General features: G+C 69.6%; 21 protein-coding genes and 1 tRNA gene. 5 read left to right on the forward strand and 17 right to left on the reverse strand.

The annotated features are described in order from the left end of the window. Nucleotides 1–6 precede the first annotated feature (6 nt). From ABD340_RS06125 to ABD340_RS47890, 4 genes are all read right to left on the reverse strand, one after another. Complete coding sequence (locus tag ABD340_RS06125; RefSeq protein WP_344587522.1) at nucleotides 7–1,020, reverse strand: hypothetical protein; 1,014 nt, start codon at nucleotides 1,018–1,020, stop codon at nucleotides 7–9. A gap of 133 nt (nucleotides 1,021–1,153) precedes the next feature. Then, a complete protein-coding gene (locus ABD340_RS06130; RefSeq protein WP_344587523.1) occupies nucleotides 1,154–2,014 on the reverse strand; it encodes a fructosamine kinase family protein in 861 nt (286 codons plus the stop codon). A gap of 11 nt (nucleotides 2,015–2,025) precedes the next feature. After that, a complete protein-coding gene (locus tag ABD340_RS06135) occupies nucleotides 2,026–2,508 on the reverse strand; it encodes a low molecular weight protein-tyrosine-phosphatase (protein ID WP_344587524.1) in 483 nt (160 codons plus the stop codon). Nucleotides 2,509–2,613: 105 nt separating this feature from the next. Continuing rightward, the gene (locus ABD340_RS47890) at nucleotides 2,614–2,907 is read right to left on the reverse strand and encodes a hypothetical protein (RefSeq protein WP_425547319.1); all 294 of its coding nucleotides are present in this window, start codon (nucleotides 2,905–2,907) and stop codon (nucleotides 2,614–2,616) included. 284 nt (nucleotides 2,908–3,191) lie between these two features. Here ABD340_RS47890 and ABD340_RS06145 point away from each other — a divergent pair, with 284 nt between their 5' ends. Beyond that, on the forward strand, nucleotides 3,192–4,409 hold the full coding sequence (locus ABD340_RS06145; protein ID WP_344587525.1) for an RNA-guided endonuclease InsQ/TnpB family protein: 1,218 nt from the start codon (nucleotides 3,192–3,194) through the stop codon (nucleotides 4,407–4,409). A gap of 184 nt (nucleotides 4,410–4,593) precedes the next feature. Here the strand turns inward: ABD340_RS06145 and ABD340_RS06150 are convergent, their stop codons facing one another. The 3 genes from ABD340_RS06150 to topA all read right to left on the reverse strand — a co-directional run bounded on the left by ABD340_RS06150 (nucleotide 4,594) and on the right by topA (nucleotide 10,742). Then, entirely contained in the window at nucleotides 4,594–5,745 is a 1,152-nt protein-coding gene (locus tag ABD340_RS06150; protein WP_344587527.1) for a DNA polymerase III subunit delta', read from the reverse strand. A 64-nt stretch (nucleotides 5,746–5,809) separates the two neighbouring features. Continuing rightward, complete coding sequence (tmk, locus tag ABD340_RS06155) at nucleotides 5,810–7,963, reverse strand: dTMP kinase (protein ID WP_344587528.1); 2,154 nt, start codon at nucleotides 7,961–7,963, stop codon at nucleotides 5,810–5,812. 28 nt (nucleotides 7,964–7,991) lie between these two features. Continuing rightward, a complete protein-coding gene (gene topA, locus ABD340_RS06160) occupies nucleotides 7,992–10,742 on the reverse strand; it encodes a type I DNA topoisomerase (RefSeq protein ID WP_425547320.1) in 2,751 nt (916 codons plus the stop codon). Between the two features lie 243 nt (nucleotides 10,743–10,985). On the opposite strand from topA, the gene ABD340_RS06165 reads away from it, so the two are divergent. Further along, nucleotides 10,986–11,171 carry a DUF5703 family protein gene (locus ABD340_RS06165; protein ID WP_344587529.1) on the forward strand — a complete coding sequence of 62 codons (186 nt, stop codon included), beginning with the start codon at nucleotides 10,986–10,988 and terminating at the stop codon, nucleotides 11,169–11,171. Nucleotides 11,172–11,919: 748 nt separating this feature from the next. Here the strand turns inward: ABD340_RS06165 and ABD340_RS06170 are convergent. Then, complete coding sequence (locus tag ABD340_RS06170; protein WP_344587530.1) at nucleotides 11,920–13,260, reverse strand: M20/M25/M40 family metallo-hydrolase; 1,341 nt, start codon at nucleotides 13,258–13,260, stop codon at nucleotides 11,920–11,922. A 62-nt stretch (nucleotides 13,261–13,322) separates the two neighbouring features. Between ABD340_RS06170 and ABD340_RS06175 the strand changes: the two genes are divergently transcribed. After that, nucleotides 13,323–13,408, forward strand: a tRNA-Leu gene (locus ABD340_RS06175). Here ABD340_RS06175 and ABD340_RS06180 read toward each other — a convergent pair. The 4 genes from ABD340_RS06180 to ABD340_RS06195 all read right to left on the reverse strand — a co-directional run bounded on the left by ABD340_RS06180 (nucleotide 13,390) and on the right by ABD340_RS06195 (nucleotide 18,519). Beyond that, complete coding sequence (locus tag ABD340_RS06180; protein WP_344587531.1) at nucleotides 13,390–15,126, reverse strand: recombinase family protein; 1,737 nt, start codon at nucleotides 15,124–15,126, stop codon at nucleotides 13,390–13,392. The two genes, ABD340_RS06175 and ABD340_RS06180, sit on opposite strands and share 19 nt — an antisense overlap. Continuing rightward, nucleotides 15,123–15,392, reverse strand: coding sequence for a hypothetical protein (locus ABD340_RS06185; RefSeq protein WP_344587532.1), 270 nt, complete (start codon nucleotides 15,390–15,392; stop codon nucleotides 15,123–15,125). Before ABD340_RS06185 ends, ABD340_RS06180 begins: the two co-directional genes overlap by 4 nt. Nucleotides 15,393–15,884: 492 nt before the next feature. Continuing rightward, nucleotides 15,885–17,027 (reverse strand): MarR family transcriptional regulator, encoded by a 1,143-nt coding sequence (locus ABD340_RS06190; protein ID WP_344587533.1) that lies wholly within the window; start codon nucleotides 17,025–17,027, stop codon nucleotides 15,885–15,887. A 997-nt stretch (nucleotides 17,028–18,024) separates the two neighbouring features. Continuing rightward, the gene (locus tag ABD340_RS06195; protein WP_344587535.1) at nucleotides 18,025–18,519 is read right to left on the reverse strand and encodes an ATP-binding protein; all 495 of its coding nucleotides are present in this window, start codon (nucleotides 18,517–18,519) and stop codon (nucleotides 18,025–18,027) included. A 250-nt stretch (nucleotides 18,520–18,769) separates the two neighbouring features. Here ABD340_RS06195 and ABD340_RS06200 point away from each other — a divergent pair, with 250 nt between their 5' ends. Continuing rightward, entirely contained in the window at nucleotides 18,770–19,321 is a 552-nt protein-coding gene (locus ABD340_RS06200) for a class IV adenylate cyclase (protein ID WP_344587536.1), read from the forward strand. Between the two features lie 6 nt (nucleotides 19,322–19,327). Here ABD340_RS06200 and ABD340_RS06205 read toward each other — a convergent pair whose 3' ends face one another. The 5 genes from ABD340_RS06205 to ABD340_RS06225 all read right to left on the reverse strand — a co-directional run bounded on the left by ABD340_RS06205 (nucleotide 19,328) and on the right by ABD340_RS06225 (nucleotide 22,540). Continuing rightward, complete coding sequence (locus ABD340_RS06205) at nucleotides 19,328–20,122, reverse strand: exonuclease/endonuclease/phosphatase family protein (protein ID WP_344587537.1); 795 nt, start codon at nucleotides 20,120–20,122, stop codon at nucleotides 19,328–19,330. Further along, nucleotides 20,107–20,739, reverse strand: coding sequence for a dTMP kinase (gene tmk / locus ABD340_RS06210; protein ID WP_344587538.1), 633 nt, complete (start codon nucleotides 20,737–20,739; stop codon nucleotides 20,107–20,109). Before tmk (ABD340_RS06210) ends, ABD340_RS06205 begins: the two co-directional genes overlap by 16 nt. After that, nucleotides 20,736–21,839, reverse strand: a complete 1,104-nt coding sequence (locus ABD340_RS06215) for a radical SAM protein (RefSeq protein WP_344587539.1) — start codon at nucleotides 21,837–21,839, stop codon at nucleotides 20,736–20,738. The genes tmk (ABD340_RS06210) and ABD340_RS06215 overlap by 4 nt, the downstream gene beginning before the upstream one ends. 102 nt (nucleotides 21,840–21,941) lie before the next feature. Beyond that, on the reverse strand, nucleotides 21,942–22,106 hold the full coding sequence (locus ABD340_RS06220) for a hypothetical protein (protein ID WP_344587540.1): 165 nt from the start codon (nucleotides 22,104–22,106) through the stop codon (nucleotides 21,942–21,944). Between the two features lie 41 nt (nucleotides 22,107–22,147). Continuing rightward, entirely contained in the window at nucleotides 22,148–22,540 is a 393-nt protein-coding gene (locus ABD340_RS06225; protein WP_344587541.1) for a hypothetical protein, read from the reverse strand. 254 nt (nucleotides 22,541–22,794) lie between these two features. Between ABD340_RS06225 and ABD340_RS06230 the strand changes: the two genes are divergently transcribed. After that, nucleotides 22,795–23,931, forward strand: a complete 1,137-nt coding sequence (locus ABD340_RS06230; RefSeq protein WP_344587542.1) for a hypothetical protein — start codon at nucleotides 22,795–22,797, stop codon at nucleotides 23,929–23,931. Nucleotides 23,932–23,937: the final 6 nt, after the last annotated feature.

Raw genomic sequence — 23,937 nt, forward strand, 5'->3', positions numbered from 1 at the left:
ATGCCGTCACCAGGCGGTGTCGATAAGGTCCTCCGCCGGGACGGGCTGGGCGCCCTCCGCGTAGAGCCGTCCGCCGCTCGACAGGATCAGCAGGTGCTCGCCCGTGTGGTCGGTCTCCACCCGCGCCGCCGTGCCCGCCGCCTTCTGCCGCCACAGCACCTCTGCGGGACGGCCCGTGTCGACCGCGTACGTCTGCAGAGCGAGGTATGCGTCCTTTGCGAGACCTGCCACGATGCGGCGTCCGTCCCGGCTGAGCACGGCCGCGCCGGTGCTGCCCTGTGGAAGCCTCAGCACCGCCTTGCTGGCCTTCAGGTCACCGGGGGCCGCGGAGGTGTCGAGCGTCCGCACCTGGTGGACGGCCCGGTCGCCGCCCTGGCCCGCGGGGGTCCACACGAACGACAGCGTCGAGCCCGCCCACGACAGGCTGGCGACCCGGGCCGGGGTATTGCTCGTCCAGGTCTTGCGCTGGCCGGAGCCTGCGGAGACGACGTCCAGCCTGCCCGTGCCGCCGCTCTGGTACGTCACGTACGCGATCTTGTCGCCGTCCGGGGCGACGGCCATGTCCGACCAGGCGGTGGACGCGCCCTGCACGACGGCGCCGGGCAGCGCGGCCATTTCCGTGGGGGCGCCGTCCTCGGTCAGCCGCAGCCGCTGGAACGACACCTTGCGGGACGTCGCCGAGGCCACCACGAACGACCCGTCGCCCGCCGCGGCCACCCGCTGGAAGCGCTGGCCGGCCGGGGCCGCCACGGGAACGCCGACATCGCGTCCGGTACGGACGTCGCGGACGACCAGCGCGGCGCCGGACTCGCGGACGGCGACCACGTGGCGCGGCCCGGTCCCGTCCTGTTCGGCCGCGGGCTTGGCGGAGCGCTCCTTCTTCCCGGCCTTCTGGTGCTGGTGGACGATGTCCACGCCGCCGCCGATCGCCAGGGCCACGAACGAGGCGACACCGATCGGGACGATGCCCCGCCAGGCCGCACCGAGCTTCGACGCAGGGTCCTTGTGCTTGCCGTTCATAGGGGTAACGCCGCACCCGCCCTTCCCGATCCCGCCCCGTTCACCGACCCGTCGTTTCTATCTCATCTCGTGGTGGCAAACAGCCATGATTGCGGAGTTACCGACTCGAACCAGGGCGACCCGGGTCGGAACGTCAGCCGGCGCCGGCAAGGGCGGCGCGAACCCCGTCGAGCATGCGTGCACGATACCCCTCGCCGAAGAGGGCCACGTGGACGAGCAAGGGATGCAGCTGGTGCAGCGCGACGCGCTCCCGCCGGCCCTCGGCGAGCGGGGCGGCCTCGTCGTAGGCGGCGATGATCCGGTCGAGGTGGGGGGCGCCGAACAGCTCCAGCATGGCCAGGTCGGTCTCGCGGTGCCCGGCGTGCGCGGCCGGGTCGATCAGCACGCAGCGGCCGCCCGGCCACAGGATGTTGCCCGACCACAGGTCGCCGTGGACGCGGGCGGGCGGCTCGGGCGGCCCGGCGAGGACGTCGATCTCCTCGATGACGCGCTCGACGAGCCGGACGTCGGCGGCCGTGAGGGAGCGCCTCGCGCGGCGCAGGAACGGCTCCAGGCGGCGCTCGGCGTACCAGCGCGGCCATTCCCCCACCGTCGGCGTGTTGTCGAGCGGGAGATCGGCGATGAAGCCCTCCCAGGGGGCACCGTACGCGGCGGGGGCCGGGGACGCGGTGTGCATCGCCGCCAGCTCGCGCCCGAACCGTTCGGCGGCGTCCGCGCCCTGCGTGCGGGAGGGCAGCCACGGAAGGATCAGCATGTGGTCGTCGGCGGCCAGGACCTCCGCCGCGGGGCCGCCGCCGTCGGCCAGCCAGCGCAGCCCGGCGGCCTCCGCCGCGAACACCCCGGCCTGGTCGGAGGCGGCCTTGACGAAGACCGCGCGGCCGTCGGACAGGACGACGCGATGCAGCGTCCAGGAGTGGCTCGCCCCCAGGTCGGCGACCCGTTCGACCCGGACGCCGCCGCCCAGCAGCTCCTCGACGCGTTCCCTGCGGAGCATCCTGGGCCCCCTCAGACGGTCTCGAGGGCCGCGCGAATCTCGTCCAGGAGGCCGGGCATGGCGGCTTCGACCAGCTCCAGGACCTGCTCGAAGTCGGCGCGGTCGCCGTAGTAGGGGTCCGGGACGTCGAGATCGCGGCCCGCCGCCTTCGGGTCGAACTCGCGCAGCAGCCTGATCTTGTCCCGCGCCGCCTCGCCGGGCGCCATCGAGCGCAGCGCCCGCGCGTGCCCCCGGTCCAAGGCGATGATCAGGTCGTAGGAGCCGAACCAGCCCGCCTCGAACTGCCGCGCGATGTGGGCCGACCGGTAGCCGGCGCGCTGGAGGGCCTGCACCGTACGGGAGTCGGCGCCGTCGCCCACATGCCATCCGCCGGTACCGGAACTGTCCACGTCGACGTCCAGGCCCTCCTCCTCCACGTGATGGCGCAGGACCCATTCGGCCATGGGCGATCGGCAGATGTTGCCCGTGCATACGAAAGTGACGCGGAACGGCATGGCTCCATCCTGCCCGAGCCCCCGCGGTGCTATGAGCTCAGTGCTATGAGCGCGCGGGCCCCGGCCGGAGACCGGCCGGGGCCCGCGTTCCTTGGCGGTCAGTGCTTAACGCTTGACCGCGCCCAAGGCGTCGATGATGCCGTCACCGAAGAACCCGTTGCGGTCCTTGGACCCCTCACAGGTCTGCTTGGACGTGTACTTCACCCACTGGCCGTTCTCCAGCCGGTACCAGACGTACTCGACCGTGCTGGGGCTCGGGCACGCCTTGGCGTTGGCGGACCCGCGCAGAACGCCCTCCACCACCTTCGGCGACAGGGTCAGGCCACCGTTCCCACGGTCCGCCTTCCCGTACCGGCTGACGATCAGGGCCGCGACACCGGCCGCGTGCGGCGAGGCCATCGAGGTGCCCTGGATCGACTGGTAGTACGCGCAGGTGCCGTTCTTGCAGTCGCGCAGGACGCGGGTGGTCTTCGGGGAGCCGTCCGGGTTCAGCTCGCCGCGGGCGCGCGCGATCGACTCGGGGTAGGCGGCCCAGATACCGCGCGCGTCGTCCGGCTTGCCGTCGGACGTGTCGGCCTTGTCGCAGGAAATGGCATTCGCCTCCCGGGCGAATGTCGGTTGGCCAGGCGCTATCCAGCACGTTTTCGTCCCTGTGTTCGAGCGTGCACGCTACGATCGCCCCTGTGCCGCGCTACCGCCTGGCCCCCACCCCAGAGCAGGAGCAAGCCCTGCTCTCGCATTGCGCGCACGCCCGGTACGTGTGGAACCTGGCCGTGGAGCAACACGGCTTCTGGTCCCGGCACCTGCGCGGGAGGGCACCCGGCTACAAAGAGCAGTCCCGGCAGCTCACCGCGGCCCGTGCCGAGTTCGAGTGGCTGCGGGCCGGTTCTCAGACCGTGCAGCAGCAGGCGCTGCGTGACTTCGCGCAGGCGATGGGCAACTTCTTCGCCGGTACCCACCGCCGCCCCACCTGGCGCAAGCAAGGTGTGCATGAGGGGTTCCGGCAGGTCGGCGTCAAACCGCACCAGGTCGAGCGGTTGTCGCGCAAGTGGGGTGCGGTGCTGGTGCCCAAGTGCGGATGGGTGCGGTTCCGCCTGTCGCGGCCGGTGCCGGAGGGAGTGAAGTCCTACCGGGTCACCCGTGATCGGACCGGGCGCTGGCACGTGGCGTTCACGCACCTCCCGCCCCCGGTCCCCGGCCCCGGCAACGGGGCCGTGGTCGGGGTGGACCCCGGCGTCACCGTCAGCGCCGCCCTCTCGACCGGGGACCTGCTGAAGGTCCCCGGCCTCACCCCCGGAGAGACACGACGCCTGGAGTTGCTGGCCCGCAACCTGGGGCGTGCCCGCCGAGGCTCGCGCCGCCGCGCGCGGCTCAAGGCCGCGCTCGCCCGCCTCAAGGCCCGCCAGAGCGACCGGCGCAAGAACTGGGTGGAGCAGACCTCCACCAGGCTGGCCCGTGAGTTCGAGGTGATCGGTGTCGAGGACCTGCGCATCGGGGGCATGACCCGCTCCGCCAAAGGCACGCTCCAGGATCCGGGACGCAACGTCGCCGCCAAGGCGGGGCTGAACCGGGGCATCCTGGCCGCCGGTTGGGGCCTGCTGGTCGAGCGGCTGGAACACAAGGCCCCCGGCCGCGTCCACAAGATCGATCCCGCCTACACCTCGCAGCGTTGTTCGGCGTGCGGGATCAGGGATCGGGAGGCGCGTGAGAGCCAAGCGCGTTTCCGGTGCCGGTCCTGCGGCCACGCGGGCAACGCCGATGTGAACGCGGCACGCAACATCGCCCACGAGACCAGACTCGTACTCGTGGGCACGGCGGCCGGACCGGCCGTTGCTGCGCGGGGACGCTCCGGGTTGCCGGGGTGGAAGAACCGCGAACCTCAACCTGTTCCCCTCTCTTGAGGCCACGGGTTGGAATCCCCCTCGCTCACGAGGGGGGAGGAGGTCAAGTCCCACTGGACGTCGGTTCCTCGCCCCTGGCGGGCTTCTTGGCCTGGACGGGGCCGCGCACCCCCGCCTCGCGCTCAACGCCCTTGCCCACGGGCGCGGATGGCGTCCTGGGAGCCTTGCCGATCACGCGGTCCGATCAGGACGTTCGCAGCGCCAGCGTCAGGGCCTCGACGGCCAGCAGCGGATTGACGTTGGCCTCCAGCCGCTCCCGGCAGTCCATGATCGCGTCAAGCCGGCGCAGCGTGCCCTCCGGCGTGCCCCGCGCGGCCGCCGTCCGCAGCTCGGCCGCCAGATCGGTGTTGACCAGCTCCGCGCCCGCGCCGAGCTGCAGCGTCAGCACGTCCCGGTAATAGGAGGCCAGATCGAGCAGCGCCCGGTCGAGGGAGTCGCGCTTCGCCCGCGTCGCCCGCGACTTCTGGCGGTCCTCCAGCTCCTTCAGCGCGCCCGCCGTGCCGCGCGGCATCCGGCCCTTGGCGCTCTCCCCCAGCGCCTGCCGCAACGCGCTGGTCTCGCTCTCGTTGAGCTCCTCGGTGACCGTCTTCGCCTCCGCCTCGGCCGCCTTCACCAGCGCCTCCGCGGCGGTGACGGCGGGTCCGACCGAGGTCAGCCGGCGCGGGATCCCCAGCACCTCGGCCCGGCGGCGCCGCGCGTCCGGATCGCTCGCCAGCCGCCGCGCCCGGCTGATGTGCCCCTGCGACGCCCGCGCCACCAGCTCCGCGGTCTCCCGGTCGACGCCGTCCCGCAGCACCAGCACCTCGGCCACGGCCGCGGCCGGCGGGGTCCGCAGCGTCACCAGCCGGCACCGCGACCTGATCGTCACCAGCAGATCGTCCGGCGACGGCGTGCACAGCAGCCACACCGTCCGCGGCGGCGGCTCCTCGATCGCCTTCAGCAGCGCGTTCGCGGCCGCCTCCGTCGCGCGGTCGGCGTCCTCGAACAGCACGATCTGCCAGCGCCCGCCGCTCGGCGACGACGACGCCCGCAGCACCAGCTCGCGGGTCTCCTTCACCCCGTACGACAGGCCCGCCGGCCGCACCACCTCGAGATCGGCGTGCGTGCCCTGGAGGACCTGGTGGCAGGACGGGCAGTGCCCGCACCCGCGCGGGCCCTCGCCGTCCGGCGACGTGCACTGCAGCGCGGCGGCGAACGCCCTGGCCGCCTCGGAACGCCCCGAACCGGGCGGGCCCGTGAACAGCCAGGCATGCGCCATCTTGCCGTCCGACTCGACCGCCGAACGCAGCTGCTCGACGACCGCCCCCTGCCCCACCAGGTCATCCCAGACGCTCATGAGGTCAAGGCTACGGCCTCCGGCGCCCCGGGAGCCGCGTACCGCGCCCCGGCCCGGACGGCGCTCAGGCGTCCTTGATCGCGGGGAAGGTGCTCGTGACGTCCTCGGTGCCGGCCGGGATCGGGTCGGGCAGGATCTCCCGGATCCGGTACTGGATCTCCCGGGTGATCTCGGCCTGCGGACGGCCCGCGTCCACGATCAGGTAGCGGTCCGGGTCGGCGTCGGCCAGCGCCCGGAACCCCTCCCGCACCCGCTCGTGGAACTCGTGCGGCTCCGACTCGATCCGGTCGGCCGGCGACGCCAGCCGGCCCAGCCCGGTCTCCGGCGGCACTTCCAGCAGCACGGTCAGATCCGGCAGCAGCCCGCCGATCGCCCACGCGTTCACCCGCGCGATCGACGAGACGTCCTGCTCGCGGCCGAACCCCTGGTACGCCAGCGACGAGTCGACATAGCGGTCGCTGACCACGATCGCGCCGCGCTCCAGCGCGGGCCGGATGACGTTCGCCACATGATCGGCGCGGTCGGCGGCGTACAGCAGCGTCTCCGCCCGCGCCGACAGGCCCGTGGTCTCCTGGTCCAGCAGCATCGCCCGCAGCCGCATCCCGATCTTGGTGGCGCCGGGCTCCTGCGTGGACACCACGTCGTAGCCGTGGTCGCGCAGCCAGATCGCGGCCAGCCGGGCCTGCGTGGTCTTGCCCGCGCCCTCGCCGCCCTCGAACGCGATGAACACGCCCCGGTCGCGGACCACCGCCGGCCCGGACTCCTCCAGCTCCGGCGGCGTGTAGGCGTACCCGCGCAGCGCCGCCGCCACGTCCGCGAGCAGCGGGATGCCGCGCCGGTCGTCCAGCCGGCGGAACGCCACGAGCGCCGCCGGCAGCGCCAGCACCGCGACGACCAGCAGCGCCGCGGCGGGACCGCCGAGGTCGTACACCGCGCCGCCGAGGGACAGCCGGTGCGCGCCGATCAGCCCGGCAAGCGGCGGCACCGCCGCGACCGCGACCAGCCCCGTGACCAGGGCCAGCGCCCGCAGGTAGGCGAACGAGCGCGCGGTGTCCTGCGCCGACCGCGTCCCGACCGCCCACGCGACCCCGCAGGCCAGGCCCAGGAACGCCGCCAGGAACACCACCACGACCAGGTTCTGCACCAGCGCGACCGGCACCAGCGCCAGCGCCGCGGCGATCACCGCCAGGCCGATCAACCGGCGCCGGCTCAGCGGAGCCAGCATCCGCGGGCCCAGGAACAGCCCGAAGGCCGCACCGATCGTCAAGCCGGCCAGTATCGACCCGTACCCGGCGTCCCCGCCGCCCAGATCGCGCGCGTGCAGCCGGGCGACGGCGAACACCGCCACCGCGGTCAGCGCGACGACCGTTCCGGCCAGGACGAGCCCGCGCACCGGCCCCGAGGCCGGGGAGACGGCGGCATGCGCGCCGCCCGCCTGCGCGCCCGCACCGGCGACGGGCGGGCCGTCCGGCTGAGTCCGCCCGGACCGGCGCTGCCCCTGGAAGAGAAGCTTCAACGGCGCCGACAGCGCGCCCAGCCCAGCGGCCGCCCCGGCCGTGGCCGTCGAAAGCGCACGGGCCGTGAACGTCGTCGCGGCCGCGGCCAGGAAAACCACCGCCGCCGCGAACACCGCGAGGTCCGCGCGGTCGGCCACGCCGAACGCCGCGTCCCCGACCAATGCCAGCGCGACGAAGAGCAGCGCCGCCACCGGCGCCGAACCGTAACCGCCGCGCAGCAGCGAACGGCGCGCCTCCTCGTACCCTTCCTCCGGCTCGCCGCCGGCCACGGCCGGCAGCACCGCGGCCGCCACCGGGAACCAGAGCAGCGTTCCGAACGCCACCAGGAACGCCACCGCGAGCGTCCACGGCACCGCGTCCACCAGCGGCACCGACACCACCAGCGCGAACCGGACGCCGTCGACCGCGACCATCGTGATCCGGCGGTCCAGCCGGCCCGCCAGCAGCACCGCCGGCGGCCCCAGCAGGAGCGCCGGCAGCACCATCAGAACCAGCACCCCGGCGATCGCCTGCGCCTGGACCGGCAGGTCGTCGTCCCGGGTCAGCGCCCCCACCACGGCGATCAGCGCCGGAACGCTCAGCCAGTGGCCGAGGCTGGACAGCGTGAGCGCGAGCCACAACCGCCGGAACGGCTTGATCGCCGTTTCGTCCGGCTGCGACTCGGCGGCCCGCAGTGGCCGGGTGGCGCCCGTTCTGTTCATGTCGGTCAGGGTATCGGCGTGGATGTCCTTAGGAGCCGGACTTTGCGGAGGTGCGACGTCGCGGCGCCGACTTCTTCTTACCCCCGCCCGCGGCAACCTTCTCACGCCGCTCCGCCAGCAACTCGGCGGCACGCTGGATCGTCACCGACTCGACCTCGTCACCCTTGCGCAGGCTGGCGTTGGTCTCACCATCGGTGACGTACGGGCCGAACCGGCCCTCCTTCACCACCACCGGCTTCCCGCTCGCCGGATCATCGCCCAGCTCCCGCAGCGGAGCCGCCGCCGCGGACCGCCGGCCGCGCTGCTTCGGCTGCGCGAACAGCTCCTTCGCCTGCTCCAGCGTCACCGTGAACAGCTCGTCCTCGGAGGCCAGCGACCGGCTCTCGCCCTTGTCGGCGCCCTTCTTCAGATACGGGCCGAACCGGCCGTTCTGCGCGGTCACCGGCTCGCCGTCCAGCTCACCCAGCATCCGCGGCAACGACAGCAGCTTCAGCGCGTCGTCAAGCGTCACCGTGTCCAGCGACATCGACTTGAACAGCGAACTCGTCCGCGGCTTGGGCGCGTCCTTCTTCGCCCGCCTCTTCGGCGCCGGCTTGCCGTCCGCGCCCGCCGCCGGAGCCTCCGGCTCGGGCAGGATCTCGGTCACGTACGGCCCGAACCGCCCGGTCTTCGCCACGATCACATGCCCGGTCCCCGGATCGACGCCCAGCTCCCGGTCACCGCTCGGCTGCGCGAACAGCTCCTCGGCCTTGGCCGCGTCCAGCTCGTCCGGCGCCAGGTCCTCGGGAATGTTGACCCGGTCGCCGCCCCGGTCGAGATACGGCCCGTACCGGCCGACCCGCACCATGATGTCGGTGCCCGCGATCGGGAACGAGCTGATCCCCTTGGCGTCGATCTCGCCGATGTCGCTGACCAGGTCCTTCAGGCCCCCGCCACCGCCACCGTCACCGGCGCCGTTGCCGTCGCCGAAGTAGAACCGCTCCAGCCAGCGCACCCGCTCGGCCTCGCCGCGCGCGATCTCGTCGAGACCGTCCTCCATGTGCGCGGTGAAGTCGTAGTCGACCAGGTTGCCGAAATGCTGCTCCAGCAGGTTGATCACGGCGAACGCCAGGAACGAGGGCACCAGCGCGGTGCCCTTCTTGAACACGTAGCCGCGATCGATGATCGTCCCGATGATCGAGGCGTACGTCGACGGCCGCCCGATCTCCCGGTCCTCCAGCTCCTTGACCAGGCTCGCCTCGGTGTACCGGGCCGGCGGACGGGTCGAGTGCCCCTCCGCCCGCACCGACCGCGCCGCCAGCGAGTCGCCCTCCGCCAGCGTCGGCAGCCGCCGCTCCTGGTCGTCCCGGTCGGTCGACGGGTCGTCCGCGCTCTCCACGTACGCCTTCAGGAACCCGTGGAAAGTGATCGTCTTACCGGTCGCGCCGAACTCCGCCGTCTCGCCCGCCGTCGAGACGCCGGTGACCCGCACCGACACCGACTGGCCCTCGGCGTTCTTCATCTGGCTTGCGATCGTGCGCTTCCAGATCAGCTCGTACAACCGGAACTGATCGCCGCTCAGGCCCGTCTCCGCGGGCGTGCGGAACGTCTCGCCCGCCGGGCGGATCGCCTCGTGCGCCTCCTGCGCGTTCTTGACCTTGCTCTGGTACACCCGCGGCTTGTCCGGCACGTACTGCGCCCCGAACAGCGTCGTCGCCTGCCGCCGCGCCGCCGTGATCGCGGTGTCCGACAGCGTGATCGAGTCGGTTCGCATGTAGGTGATGAAGCCGTTCTCGTACAGCTTCTGCGCCACCGACATCGCGTACTTCGCCGAGAAGCCCAGCTTGCGGCTGGCCTCCTGCTGCAACGTCGTCGTACGGAACGGCGGATACGGCTTACGGGTGTACGGCTTGCGCTCGACCGACTTGACCTCGTACGGCCGGCCCGTCAGCCGCCCCGCCAGCGCGCTCGCCGCGGCCTCGTCCAGGTGCAGCACGTCACGGGCCTTCAGCGTGCCGTCGGAGGCGAAGTCGCGCCCCTGCGCCACGCGCTTCCCGTCGACCGAGACCAGGCCCGCCTTGAACACCGGCGGCTCGCCCTCGATCTCCTTGCCGGTGTCGAACTCGGCCTGGATGTCCCAGTAGTGCGCCGAGACGAACGCGATCCGCTCCCGCTCCCGCTCGACCACGAGCCGGGTCGCCACGGACTGGACCCGTCCCGCCGACAGGCCCGGCATGACCTTCTTCCACAGCACCGGGGAGACCTCGTACCCGTACAGCCGGTCCAGGATCCGGCGGGTCTCCTGGGCGTCCACCAGGCGCAGGTTGAGCGTGCGGGGGTTGGCGGCCGCGGCCCGGATGGCGTCCCGGGTGATCTCGTTGAAGACCATCCGGTGCACCGGCACCTTGGGCTTGAGCACCTCCTGGAGGTGCCAGGCGATCGCCTCGCCCTCCCGGTCCTCGTCCGTCGCGAGAAGGAGCTCGTCGGCCTCGGCGAGCAGCTTCTTGAGCTTCTGCACCTGCTGCTTCTTGTCGCTGTTGACGACATAGAGCGGCTCGAACCCGTGCTCGACGTTGACGCCGAGCTTGGCCCAAGGCTCGCCCTTGTACTTGGCCGGCACCTCCGAGGCCCTGGGAAGGTCCCGGATGTGGCCGATACTGGACTCCACGACATAGCCGCCGCCCAGGTACCCGGCGATCGTCTTCGCCTTCGCGGGCGACTCCACGATCACCAGGCGGGTGCCGGTGCCCCGGTCTCCCCCGCCTCGACCACTCTTCGCAGTGCCGTTCTTGGCTGGCACAGTCGCTCCAACCTCGCTGTCTGGTCTTCTTGCACGGGCTAGCTAACAACGTCCCTTGACGACGTTTTCATGCCCGAGAGTTCCCACCGTTGCCCATCATCACCGCCCGCCCCACAGGGAGTGCGGGCCACATGTCTCACCGCTACGAACCTCAGACAGGATGACACGTCGCCACCGAGACTGCGGACCAAGGCCGCCTCCGGGCTCCCCCGACGGGCGCGGCCCGGTCATAATGGTCCGCAAATGGTGGAGTACACCTATCTCGTTCTGAGCCTGCCGCGCGGCACCACCCGTGACACCGCCCGGCGGGTCCTGACCGAGCACGCCGAACACGGCGGCTGGGAACTCGATCGCTTGCGCCTCTACCCAGACGGTAGCCGCCGAATCCAACTGCGACGCAAGATCATCCGGCAAGTCCGCACCTTCTGACCCCCCGTGCCCGGATGGTAGCACTAAGCACCAAATCGATAACACCTGGTAATCGGTCCGCCACCCCGCCCACCGACCGATTTCTCCGTCGTCATGAGCGATGCCCGCAAAACCACCCAAGCCCCACCAGCCCCCTGAACGCGACAGTCAGGGCAGACGAGGGGCAGCGCCCGGGGACGCGGCTTGAAGCAAGAAGGCCTAGGAACAACGCACCGGCCGAGGCGGGAAAGGTGTGACCCGGGTGATCTTGGACGCCCCCGAACCGGCGATCGTGTCATGGCTATGGGACGACATCCAGACACTGATCGCCTGCACCTCCCGAAGGGAAGTGTCGGCATCCAAGAAACACCCGGGTCCATCACCTCTTCGGTGATGGTCTACGCGGCCCCACCGACGAACGGGCCCGAGGCGGTCTTCGGCGCAGCGGCGTCGAGGAGCGCCGGCGCCCTTGCCGTGGCAGGCCGCATGCGGCTTCCACCCGCGGCGGCGCCTCGGCGCGAGTCCGCACCATCGCGCCCGAAAGACGCCTGGCGACGAGGGGCCCGCCGGCCGCGAGCAGCCGGCGGACCATACGACCGGCGGCGACGACATGGCATGACAGAGCGAGAATCATCCCCGCCATCACCCAGCCGTTCACCACCGACGCCCCCGTCAGTTGCGGAACCCCCAAAGACGAGCCAAATGCCCGCACAGAAAGTAACCCTAGCACCACGCAAGGCAATACAACGAGCCTTTGGACAGGAAAAGCTCAGGCGCCATCCAAAAAGCGATCAAGGACCCGCACGCCGAAGCGCAGCCCATCCACCGGCACCCGCTCGTCGATTCCATGGAACATTCCGGAAAAGTCCAGTTCTGGGGGAAGGCGCAGCGGCGCGAAACCGTAGCAGCGCATCCCCAGCCTGGCGAACGCCTTGGCGTCCGTCCCGCCGCTGAGGCAGTACGGCACGGGCAGCGCCCCGGCGTCCTCCGAGGTCAGAGCCTCTTCCATGGCGGCGACCAGCGCGCCCTCGTACTCGGTCTCGATGGCATGGTCATGGTGGACGAAATCGCGCCGCACGTCCGGTCCGAGCAATTCGTCCACAGTGGCGAAGAATTCAGCCTCATACCCGGGAAGGAACCGGCCATCGACCTGAGCCGTCGCCTCCTGCGGAATGACATTCGTCTTATATCCGGCGTCGAGCCGCGTCGGATTGAGCGTGTTCCGCAGGGTCGCCCCGATCATGCGAGCGAGCGGCCCGATCTCCGCGAGGCATTTCTCCGGGTCGTCCGGATCGAACTCCACCCCGTACGCCATGCAGGCCCGCTCCAGGAAGGCCTGCACCGTCTTGGTCAGCCGGATCGGGAACTCGTGCGTCCCCAACCGGGCGACGGCCTCCGTCAAGGCCGTCACCGCGTTGTCCGGATGCACCATCGACCCGTGGCCCGCGGTCCCTTGGGCGGTCAACTGCATCCAGGCGATGCCCTTCTCCGCCGTCTCGATCAGGTACATGCGCCGATCGCCGGGCACGGTCAGGCTGAAGCCCCCGACCTCCCCCACAGCCTCGGTGCACCCCTCGAAAAGCTCAGGATGCTCCCGCACGAGCCACTGCGCTCCCCACTTCCCCCCGGCCTCCTCATCGGCCAGGAAGGCCAGCACCACGTCCCGCGGAGGCTTGCGCCCTTCCCGCAGCCGCTGCCGGACCACGGCGAGGATCATCGCGTCCATGTCCTTCATGTCCACGGCCCCGCGCCCCCAGACGCACCCGTCGGCGATCTCCCCGCCGAACGGATCGTGCGTCCAGTCCTCCTTACGCGCCGGCACCACGTCGAGATGCCCGTGCAGCAGCAGCGCATCCCGCGACGGATCCTCCCCCTCGATCCGAGCGACGAGACTGGTCCGCTTCGGGTGCGACTCGAAGATCTGCGACTCCAGCCCCACCTCGGCCAGCTTCTCCGCCACATACTCCGCCGCCACCCGCTCCCCGGGCCCAGAATGATCGCCCGGGTTGCTCGTGTCGATCCGGATCAGTTCCTGACAAAGCTGGACGACCTCGTCCACTGTGATCACCCTCGCGCCGGCGTCTCGTACCCGACCATCGTGCCCCCTCATCGACTTCGCCGCGAGTCTGGACCTTTGGTATGGTGAAGCCCGCCGCAACGCCGTTGCGGTATGTCCGGGTGGCGGAATAGGCAGACGCGCTAGCTTGAGGTGCTAGTGCCCTTCACGGGGCATGGGGGTTCAAGTCCCCCCTCGGACACGTACCGTTCCCCCAAATGCGGGGTCGTGGGACAACCTGATTCGATCCGGGTCGAGGCTAGCCTCGACCCGGATTTCGCGTTTCTGGGGGTCGTAGACGAGCCGGATGCCCAGGCTCTGGTAGACGCCCTGACGCGCTGCCGCATCGGCGTCCTTCAGAGTGCGGACAAGATCCCCCAGCCCGGTGACCAGCTTCTCGATCTCCTCCACGGTCAGGATCCGGCGGCGCTCGGTCTGCGAGGCCCGTAGTTCCGCTTGAGCCGCGGCGAGTTTGGCTTCGGTCTCGGCCATCCAGGACGTGACGGTAACCGGGTTGGCACCGGCTTCGAGGGCGGCGCGGTGGCGGCCCAGTTTGATCTCAAGGTCGGCGATCTGCGCCCTGGCCCGCATCGCGGCGGAGTTGTGCGGTTGTCCCTGGCTGCCGTGGAGGTCCTCGATCGTCTGCTTGATCCGGTGCGGCGCCAGTACCTTGGCCAGCCATGGATCCACGATCGCCGTCACCTGGTTCTCGCGGACGAACAGGTTACGTGGATGCTCGACCTTGTTAGCGAGGGCGTACTCCTCGGGGTAGCGGCACCGGAAGTAGACGTACCCCTTGTAGGTGTGGGCCTGCATCTTGCGGTCGCACAGCCCGCAGTACATGACGCCGCGCAGGGCGTAGGTGTGCTTGGTGTGGTGGCGGGCCTTGGTTCCGCCGGCCTGGCAGCGGCGGGTGGCCAGCTTGCCCTCGATCCGGTCGAAGACGTCCTTCTCGATGATCACGGGATGGACGACCGTGCTGGAGAAGACCCACTTGTCGCGCTCGTTCCACCTCAGCTTGGTGATGTGGCCAAGGGAGACGTCGTTGACGTCGATCAGCACCTCGTCCTTCCGCTGACGGTTCCAGACCTGGTGGCCGGTGTAGCGGGGGTTGGTGAGGATGGTCCTGACCGCACTCTTGGCCCACGCCAGCCCTTCCCGGTGACGGTTGCGCGCCCGGTCGTGAGCCGACGGGCACGGGATGCCGTCGCGTGTCAGGCCCTCGGCGATCGCGAACAGCCCCTTCTCCGGCGAGCCGTCCAGGCCGAGGTACTCACCGAAGATGCGCTGGACGACCGGCGCGGCCTCGGGGTCGATCTCCAGCATGAGCAGGCGCTTGCCGTCGGCGGCCTTCCCGGGGTGCGGGTGGGGCCCGCCGTCCACGAGCTTGTAGCCGTACGGGGGACGGCCTCCCAGGTAGCGGCCTTCGGTCGCGGCGATCGCGGCCATGCTGCTGCGGACCCGGGTCCGGATACGGTTCCGCTCGCCCTTGGACAGGCCCCCGAACATCGACATGATCATGTCGTGGGCCTCGTTGGCCGGATCGATCACCCCGCCGATCTCCGGCACCCACAACGGAACGCCGTAGTGATCGAACAAGGGGAAGGTCAGACCGTACTGCCCGCCGTAGAAGGCCCGGTGCGGCTCCCCGATCACCACCGCGTCGAACCCGCGCCCCGGGTCCTTGAGCGCCTCAAGCAGTTCACTGGCGCGGGGACGCCGTACCCAGGGGATCGAGCGGGAGCGATCCACGTCGAAGTACTCGACGACGATGCGCCCACCTCTGGTCTCGATCAGGGTCTCCGCCCGTCGAAGCTGCCATGCCTTGGAGGCGGCCGGGTCCTGTTTGTCCTCTGTGGACACGCGCCCGTAGAAGGCGAACCGCAGGGGCGCCGAGTATCCAGTCCGCTGCTCGGTCATCGGTTGATCTCCTTGTCGTCGCTGTGATCAGTGGCTCGGCGGGCGCGGGCTTGGAGCAGGAGCGCCAGTAGCGCCCGGGCTGCGGCGGGGGTGAGCCGTGGTGGCTCGGCCGGTGCCACCAGCTGCAGACCGCCGGTCTCGTCGCGGGCTGGCGCGTCCGCCCCGGTGGGCGCGTCCCGGCTGTCCGGCTGGTTGCTGGGCGATGGCCGGTCCGCCCCGGTCGTGGACCGGGGGTCATCAACACTCGACTCGGTGCCCGAGCTCAAGCCCGCACGGGACCGATGGGCCTGGGCGCGGCCGAACGGGCCACGAGGCGATCGCCTCTTGTGCGAGGCCGGCGAACGGCCTCCAGGGCGGGAAGACGTGCGAGGACGGTTGTCTGTCGAATCGGGCTGCTTGGTGGTCATGTGCGGGCGCCTGGGTCGGCAGGCGCTCGTCCCCCTCTCGGCCATGAAGCACCGCCTGGACCTACGTTTTTCACGGTCCGGCCAGGTCAAATGCTCACCAAAAATCGCGGCCGCCCTCCGAACACGCCGCTCGGAAGACGGCCATGCCTTCCGCTAGTAAATGACCGGGTCGACGCCGGTTCTGGACATCTGCGTGAGGTGCAGCTCGGTTCCGCCGGGTGCTCAATTGTCGAGATCCCGCCACCGAACACGGAGTCAGCGAGCCCTGCCGACGTTGGCCATCTCGTTGCGATTGCGTGAGGGTCATGACGGGGCGGACGGGGCACCACCCGTCCGCCCCGCCCTGGGTGTTCAGGCGTCCTCGGCCTGCCCCGCCCCGATGCCGTCAGCGTCGCTGTGCTGGGGCACGTCCCCGCCGATCGTGGCAGCGGCGCCGGTGCCATCGGCCAAACGGAAGCGACGGGGCCGCTCGCACGTCAGTTCGGCCACGTCCTGCGCCACGAGCGTGTCCAGGGCATTGGCCACCGCGCCCGGCGACCGGTCCAACACCCGAGCGATCTCACCAGGGGTGAACTCCTTACCGGGGTGCGCCCGAAGGTGCTCGACCACCGCTGGACGCAACGGACGCGGCGCGCTACGTGGACCCGCCGCCCCCGGACGGGCGCCCCGTCCCGCCGCGCGCCCCGTGGCACCCTGCCGCGCCGCGCCGCGCAACGCGCGGGCGTAGTTGTCCACCTGTTCCAGCCCGGCCACCATCCGGTCGTGGTCGTCATCGGTCACCGCCGCCAGCGTCGCCGTGACGGCCCCCAGAAGATCAGCCAGAACCGTCCGGGTCGCCTCACGCATATGCGCCTTCGCCAGTTCGGCGTCGACATGGGCACGCCGTTCGGCCTCCTCCTGGTGCGCCCGCCGCAGCGCCTCTTCCGCCTCCGCACGCCGGGCCGCCTCCTCCGACAGGATCCGCATCGCGGCGCGTAGAGACTCATCCAGCGGCATCCCCTCAGGCGCCGGGTCCCCGCCATCGTCGCCGCCGGAACGCGCGCCAGTGGCATCCCCGTTGTCGGGGCCGTTGTCCGTGCCGCCGGTGTTGTCGCCCTGTCCGACCGTGTCCACGTCCGCGCCGGTGCCCGCCGTCACGCCGACGATCGGGGGAGCGCTGTCCGCGCCCGTGTCGGTCGCCGTGTCGGCGGTGACCGGGGCCCACACGTCCGGGGTGCGCCCCCGACCGGATCCGGCGCCCGGGGACCGGACGGCGTGCCCGTCCTCAGCGAACGCCGACAGGGCTTTGGTGACCGCCGACCTGCTCACCCCGGACGCCTCGGCGATCGCGGTCACCGTGGCACCGTTCGACGCTTTCACCAGAACGTTCCACACGGCCTGCGCCGCGCCGGTCGGGTGGAACCCCGCCGCATCGTTCCCGGTCGCGTCACCGGCCATTTCAGCGGCCCCGGCGACGGTGGCGATACCGGTCGCGGTGATGGTGTTGGTCGCCATTTCCGTGCCTCCTTGAACGGCGAACAATGGTGACGGGACTTTCCCGTCTGACGTCGCCGCCATGACGACCATTTCTCGATGTCACCCGGCATCACAACTAGGAGCGCCGATATTTTTCTAGCCGCACCGGCTGGACATGGTTACCCCAATGCCAAAAAGAATTTAATTGCGGCTAGGCGGCCGGACCTTCACTGACTAGAGACTCATGAAAGCGGTGGCGCGGTCCGGACGCCTCGCCGCACGAAGTCGCGTCTCCTTGCGGCGCGACAGACCGAAGCAGCCGAAAAGGCGAAAAGTCGCGGGAAGGGCCGTGGTACAGCCTGCTTGAAGTTGATCGCAGCGGTCGGTTCAGCGGTGTCAGCGGCCCGAACGGTGGGCGGACCAGGGAGTTCGGTCGACTGGTCGACTTTGGGTCCCAGGGGGTGATGGCCGAACGTCTTCATTCGTGTTGCGGTGCACCCTTGTAGACCCCTGTAAGGGGTATTCGGGCGCACCAGTGGCCGATCCAGATCGCGCCTGACCTGCAAAGACGTCACTTGAAGAGTGTGCCAGTCATAGTTGGCCCCCCGATTGGCCCCCCAACCGGGCCCCCGGTTGGCCCCCCTGTTGGGGGGCACACGGGAGGGCCCCTGGCCGGACAATCCGCACGACAGGGGCGCCAGGTCTCGTGGACCAGGTGGCCAGGCATCAGGGCCCAATGCGGAGGACCGACCGCTGGCCAAGCCCAGCACACCACACTATTGCCAGGAGTCGTCATATAGACGAATCGGGGGCGCCAACAGAATATGCAGATGCGCCTCTACCTGCACGAACACGCAATCGGACCCCTTCCGATCATAAACAGCACCCCGAAGGGAAGCTCGAACAGAACACCGAACGGAACACCGAAAAATCGGTTCCGTCTTCGCCCGATACCGGGCGAAGACGGAACCGCCTCACGCAAGCTGACTATCCTTGTCGCGAGGGCCCAGCCTGATTGGTCCAGGCTGGACCCTCCCTACGACACCAGTTGCGCGGGCGACTGCGTTCCCCCCTCCAGCTTGCGGTTGAGGTCGATGTCGACCCAGACGGTGTGTCCGAGGGGGCTGCTGCCGTGCACACCGAACATGAGTGCCAGCTCGTACAGCATCCGGAGTCCCCTGCCTCCCTCGCTGTACGAGCCGCCGTAGCCCTCGGGCAGAACGGTCGGGATGCCGTGACCTCCCATGTCGGTGACGGCGATGTAGGCCGGGTTGTGGCAGACGACCTCGAGCCCGAACCAGCCGTCGGCTTCCTCACCGGACCGCGTGTGCCTGACTGCGTTGGCGGCCAGCTCCCCGACGGCCAATGCCACGATGTCCACGCAGGGCATGCCAGTGAACAGCGCCTCGGCGAACTCGCGCGCCGCCCGTACCTGGTCGGCCCGGCCCGCGTACACCCGGCGCCACCGCATCCGCTCTGACGCCCAGAGCCAGTCGTTGGGCGTCGCGCCGATCAATTTCGTGTTGCCCATTTCTGTTGTCCTCCTTTTTTGTCGTCCGCTGCCGATCATCGGCCCATGTTTCAACGGACGACCGGACGCCAATTGGCGCTCGACTCGGCAATCGAGGTCAAGTCCGCATCTTCCTTCAAAAAACTGCACCCGCTCGACGTTTCAGGAGTCGCCGCCCCTCGGTCGAACCTGAAGCACCTGCCTGAGCTCACCGGCACCATTACGCTTCTTCAACCACAACCGTCACGACCGGGGGGGGACCGGGGGGACCGTGGAAGCCCAGGAAATCGAGGTCAAGTACCGCGTGATAGAGCGAGACGCACTGGTACAGGCTCTGGCCACTCAGGGGGTCGTGCTGTCCGAGCCGGTCCTCCAGGAGGATCAGGCGTACGCCCCGGCTTGGTGGGACTACGGCAAGCCCAAGGGCGGCGTCCCGTTCGGGCGTCTCCGTACTGTGCGGGGCAAGCACCTGTTCACCGTGAAGACGCCCCGGGACAACGAGATGGCCTGCCTGGAGTCCGAAACGATCGTGGCCGACGCCGGGCAGATGCACGACGCGTTGCTACAGATGGGCTTTCGGCCCACAGTCCAGATCGTCAAGGAGCGCCGGACAGGCCGGGCCGGACGTTGGTCGTTGTGCCTGGACGAGGTCAAGAGCGTTGGGCCGTTCCTGGAGATCGAGACGGTGACGTCCGCCGAAGAGTCCGGCCTGGCCGTTCAGGCACAACTGGACGCGTGGGCAAACGGCCTCGGGGTCAAGCTCGAGCGGGTGACCGACACCTATGACTCGCTCGTGCGACTCGCACAGGACCAGCTCGCCTGAGCCGGATCAGAACAACGTGCTGCTGGTGGCGGGGTCCGCTGTGGGCAACAGATTCGGGACCACGTCCAAGGTGACGGTGAGCGCCGCATGGTCGGTGATCTTCCTCTGACGGGTCTCGTGGAGATACTCGCAGTCAGCGATCCGGCCGGCGAGGGCCGGCCCCGCGTGGAAGTAGTCGTACCGGTAGCCGTCGCCGGTCCGACCGACCCACGAGTGAGCCTGCTCGCCGGGGTGCAAGTGCGCGTACGTGTCGACGTAACCACCGGTCTCCAGCTCGTCCAGGAGGCCGTACTCGAACGGCAAGAAGCCGCGATGACGGGGCTCGTGATCGCGACCGATGACGTTGTAGTCACCCCCTACCAGGGCATTGGTCGCCAACCCCTCCGGTAAGGAGGCCAGGGCCCTCTGGAAGGAGGTGATGAACTGCTGCTTGCGGGTGGTCTTGCTCTGGCTGCGGTCCCGGCTGGGGACGTAGACGGCGACCACGAAGACTTGTGGATCGCAGTCCAACAGGCAGGCGGCGCCCCGTCCGGGCACCGTGATACCTGTCAGCATCGCCGATGAATCCTCCAGGACCTTGACGCAACTGACGATGGCCGCACCCCGCTCCCCTTCGTCCGGAGTCTTGATGACCATGTGTCCGGCCTCGCGGAAGCGCTCCAGCAGGTAGGCAGTACCAGGCCCCGCGCTGGTCTCAGTGAGCAGCAGCACCTGTTCGGGACGAGCGGACAGCCAGTCCAGCATGGCTTCAGCACGTGGGCGGGCAGCCGCGCCAAGGTTGACGGTCAGGACCGAGAGCACGACAGGGGGTTCCTTTCCCAGAGATTCAGAAGTTCGATGCGGCCGAGCATGGCCTGCACAACTGCATCGGGCGCCAGACCGCGGCAGTCGATGCGAGCTTGCCGCCAGTGGCGCCGTCCCAGGAATGCGTACGCCTTGCGGTACAGGGTCAGCTCACGGCTGGGTGAACCGGCCCGCTCAAGCCTGCTGAGGACCTGGCGCTGCTTCAAGCGAGCCGCGATGACCGCGGGATCCTCCTCAAGGTAGAGAGTCAGGAACGGGCGCGGCGCGAAGGCGTTGTAGCGCCAGATTTCCGGAAGGGACAGCCCGTCGAGCCGTTGCAGGACCAGCGAGGAGGGCAAGTAGCGGTCACTGATGACGACCTTCCCGGCGGCCAGAGCGGGTTCGATCTCGCCGTTGAGATGGGCGGCTCGGTCCGCTGCAACCGCAAGCGCGAGCGCACGCCCCGACATCCCGGCTTCGGTCCTGCGGATCAGGGTGCCCAGGGCGGTCCGGCTCGGCTCGGTGGTCAGGTGGACCGAGTGTCCGCGCTCGGCCAGCCGGGCGGCCAGCAGGCCCGCGCTCGTCGACTTCCCGACGCCGTTGGGTCCCTCGATCGCCACGAAGACCCCGGTCACGTCGGACGCCGCCCTATCTGCAGCAGCGGTTTGTGGTCGATCTGCGGACACTGTTCGGCGTCCACCTCGCCGATCCGTTCCCCGCGCGACACCACCGCAGCCGGGCAGCCCTTGCCGCACGTGCCGTTCAGCGCGCACGAACGGCAGGTGGCGTTGCTGCCCATCGCGAGGCGTCCGGCCAAGTCGTAGCCGTCCAATGCCTGGGCGACCTCGCCTGCCAGGATGTTGCCGACCAGGAACTCCGCGTCGGCGTACTTGGAGTGTGGCGTGCGTGCGGCGAACACCAGATAGGGGCAGACCGCCGTCGCGCCGTCGGCGAAGACGTAGATCAGTCTTCCGGCGTCGCAGCCGGCAAGAGGCTTGTCCTCGTTGGGGAACCGGACGTGAACCAGTTCCACCCCCTGTCCGACAAAGCGACTTGTCGCAGCCTCGATCGCCCGCATCGTCTCCTCGGGGGCGGCCAGCCGACCCTGGGACTTGACCCCGCGTCCGAACGATGACAGCGGGTTCATCAGGACGTACCTGGCCCCGACCTCGACCGCGAACGCGCACAGGTCCGCGAACTCTTCGGGATCGGTCAGCACGTTCGGAGTCGACAGCAACCCTTGTAGCAGGCCGGCCGCCGCGAGCTTGCGGGTGGTCTCCACCGTCACCTCGAACGAGGCGACGCTGCCGCGAAACTTGCCGTGTGACTCAGGCCGGAATCCGTCCAGGCTGACGTTGATGTGCACACCGCCCAGGGCGGCCAACTCCTCGATTTGCTGCTCGGTGACACGGGTGGCGTTGGTGCAGACGCCCACCGGCAGGCCCGCCTCGATGACGGCGCGGCAGATCGGCAGCAGCTCGGGGTGAACGAACGGCTCTCCGCCGGTCAGAGTGATGCGCTCGACCCGCGCGGCTTGCAATCGCGGGAGCACCTTGCCGGTGAAGTCCGCCAGCGGGACGTCACTACCCATAGCTGTGGAGGACACGAAGCAGTGCGCGCAGTGGAGGTTGCACCGCTCGGTGATCTGCACCAGCGCCTTACGTTCTCCCTCCTCCACCGACGTGCGGAAGTAGCAAGAGTTGGCGTGTGTATCAAGGATCAAAGATCGTCTCATCTCGAGCCTCCTGACTCGTCTGAGGGGTGCTTTCGGCCGGACCAGGCCAGTTCCTCGTGAAGGGGCATCGATCAGGCGCCTGATACACCTGCAGGTCAGGGCTTAGGCGCGGCGCGAATCCGCCACGGGGGAAGAGATCGCGGCGTCGTCCTCACCGTTGACCTCGGCAAGGTTCTCCTCCGCGTACACGCTGATCAGCGCAATGGTGCCCGCGAGCATCCCGTGTCGGCGCAACGCTTCCTCGTAGGCCGCACGCGCGATGTCCATCGCCCGCCCCAGTACTTGCGGAGTCAGCTCAGCGGTCCCGCTCACGACCGGTCGCCCTTGGCGTCGAGCGCGGCAAGTACTGCCGCAGCGGCCGTTACCGGCATTGCGACCGGCGCGATCCTGCCTCCCCACTGGCCCCACCGGAAGACGGCAGTGTCGAGGCGATTCATTGGCGGCGTCACCGTGACGAATCGCTGCTGAGACGTATCACCGACGACCAGCCGGGGTCGGGAAGTGCTGTTGCGCTCCAGCCGGGCGTACACCGCCGGGGCCTGACTGTGCATGGCGGAACGAAGGCTCTCCAGATGCTGTGACATCTGTGCCTCGCCAAGCTCCGCGGGCAGCTCAGAGGCGAGGCGGTTGGGAATAGGCGGCGCGGCCTTGTCCGGTGGGTCTGCAACGCCACGACGGCTGTGGCGGCTGGTACGGGACATCACCGAATCCCTCACTATCGGTGGCTCACGATGCGGACGCCATCGAGGCCGAGCGGGCTTCTCACATGACGATCCGGCGAGGGCCAGCGGTCAACCTCAACGTGCCCATGACGATCGCAGAGGGGAGCCGTCCGGACACCTGCTGTAAAGCCCGTAGACCATCGGATTTCTGGGCAGCGCTGACCTGCGGGTTCTTAGGAATCCCAGACGACTACCCATCGAGATGGGTAACGTCCCGAGCGGGAGGGCCCGACATGGCAGTCCAGAAGCGGCACGGGGCCAGTCCGCAGGCGCGCGGACGCGAGATGGCACGCCTCGGAAGGCAACTCTGGCAGGAACTCGGCTCGGTCAGGGAGGCCGCCGCCGAACTGATGAACCGGAACCCTGATACTCCCAGCCTGCAGGCACACCGCTACGCGTGCGGTCTGTCCCAGGACCAGGCCGCAGTCCGCTACAACGAGGTGACGAACCATCAGACCAGCCTTGGCGGAACCACGATCAACGCCTGGGAAACATGGGCGAGACGACGAGCCGCAGGGTCACCGCCCTCATTCTCGAGCCTCCTGGTTCTCGCGTCTGCCTACGGCCAGGGACCGTTGGGAGTCGCCGACGAACCGATCTCGCCGAGCGACCTGATAGCTGAGGCGTACGAACATCTCGCTCCCGAAGACCAGGTCTCCCTCCGCCGGTTCGCCGCCACGCCCACCATCGCGAAAGGGCCAAGTCCCAACGGCCAGGCCCCAAGCTTCGCTGCGAAGACAACGCGAACCATCCCCGCAGAGAGCAACCCCATCGGCCCGGACTTCACTCTCGCCGTTCCAACAGTCGAATACGGCAACCCGGCCATCAGCGTGTACTCCCTGCCCAACCCCCACCCCGGCCAGCTCCTCAACCTGGCATGGCCCTCCTTCGGCTACGGCCTCGAACGGCTCATCCGTCAGATCAAGAACCTCGGACGCCGCCTGGACGCCGACGCCTGCTTCGGTATCAACGAGGCCGGGCTCGTCATGGCCACCTTCCTTGCGTCCGCTCAGTTCGGCCGCTGCCCCATCGGGTACCTGAAGTGCCACAAACACCGTGACCAGATCTCCCTCGACAAGGCATCGCACTACCCGGAGCTCCGCGAGGCCCCGACGATCGTTCTGTGCGACTTCGAGGTCAAGCACGCCGACGTCATCGGCTTCATCACCAGAGAGATCCGCCGCCGCTACCCCAACGCCGAGATCTACTTCGCGGTGTTCGGAGCGATGACCAAGGGACGCGACCTCGAAGTGACCAGCTTTGACGACCTCACCGGAGCGAGCATCATGCGCGCTGCGGATCTCGCCGCCGTCTTCATCGCGGCGACCATGAGCCCGCCAGGGATCGAGCCTCCGCTCGAACTACGTTGACGCAAG

Origin of the sequence: Actinomadura vinacea, assembly GCF_039532545.1 — a bacterium.
GTDB classification, from domain to species: Bacteria; Actinomycetota; Actinomycetes; order Streptosporangiales; family Streptosporangiaceae; genus Spirillospora; species Spirillospora vinacea.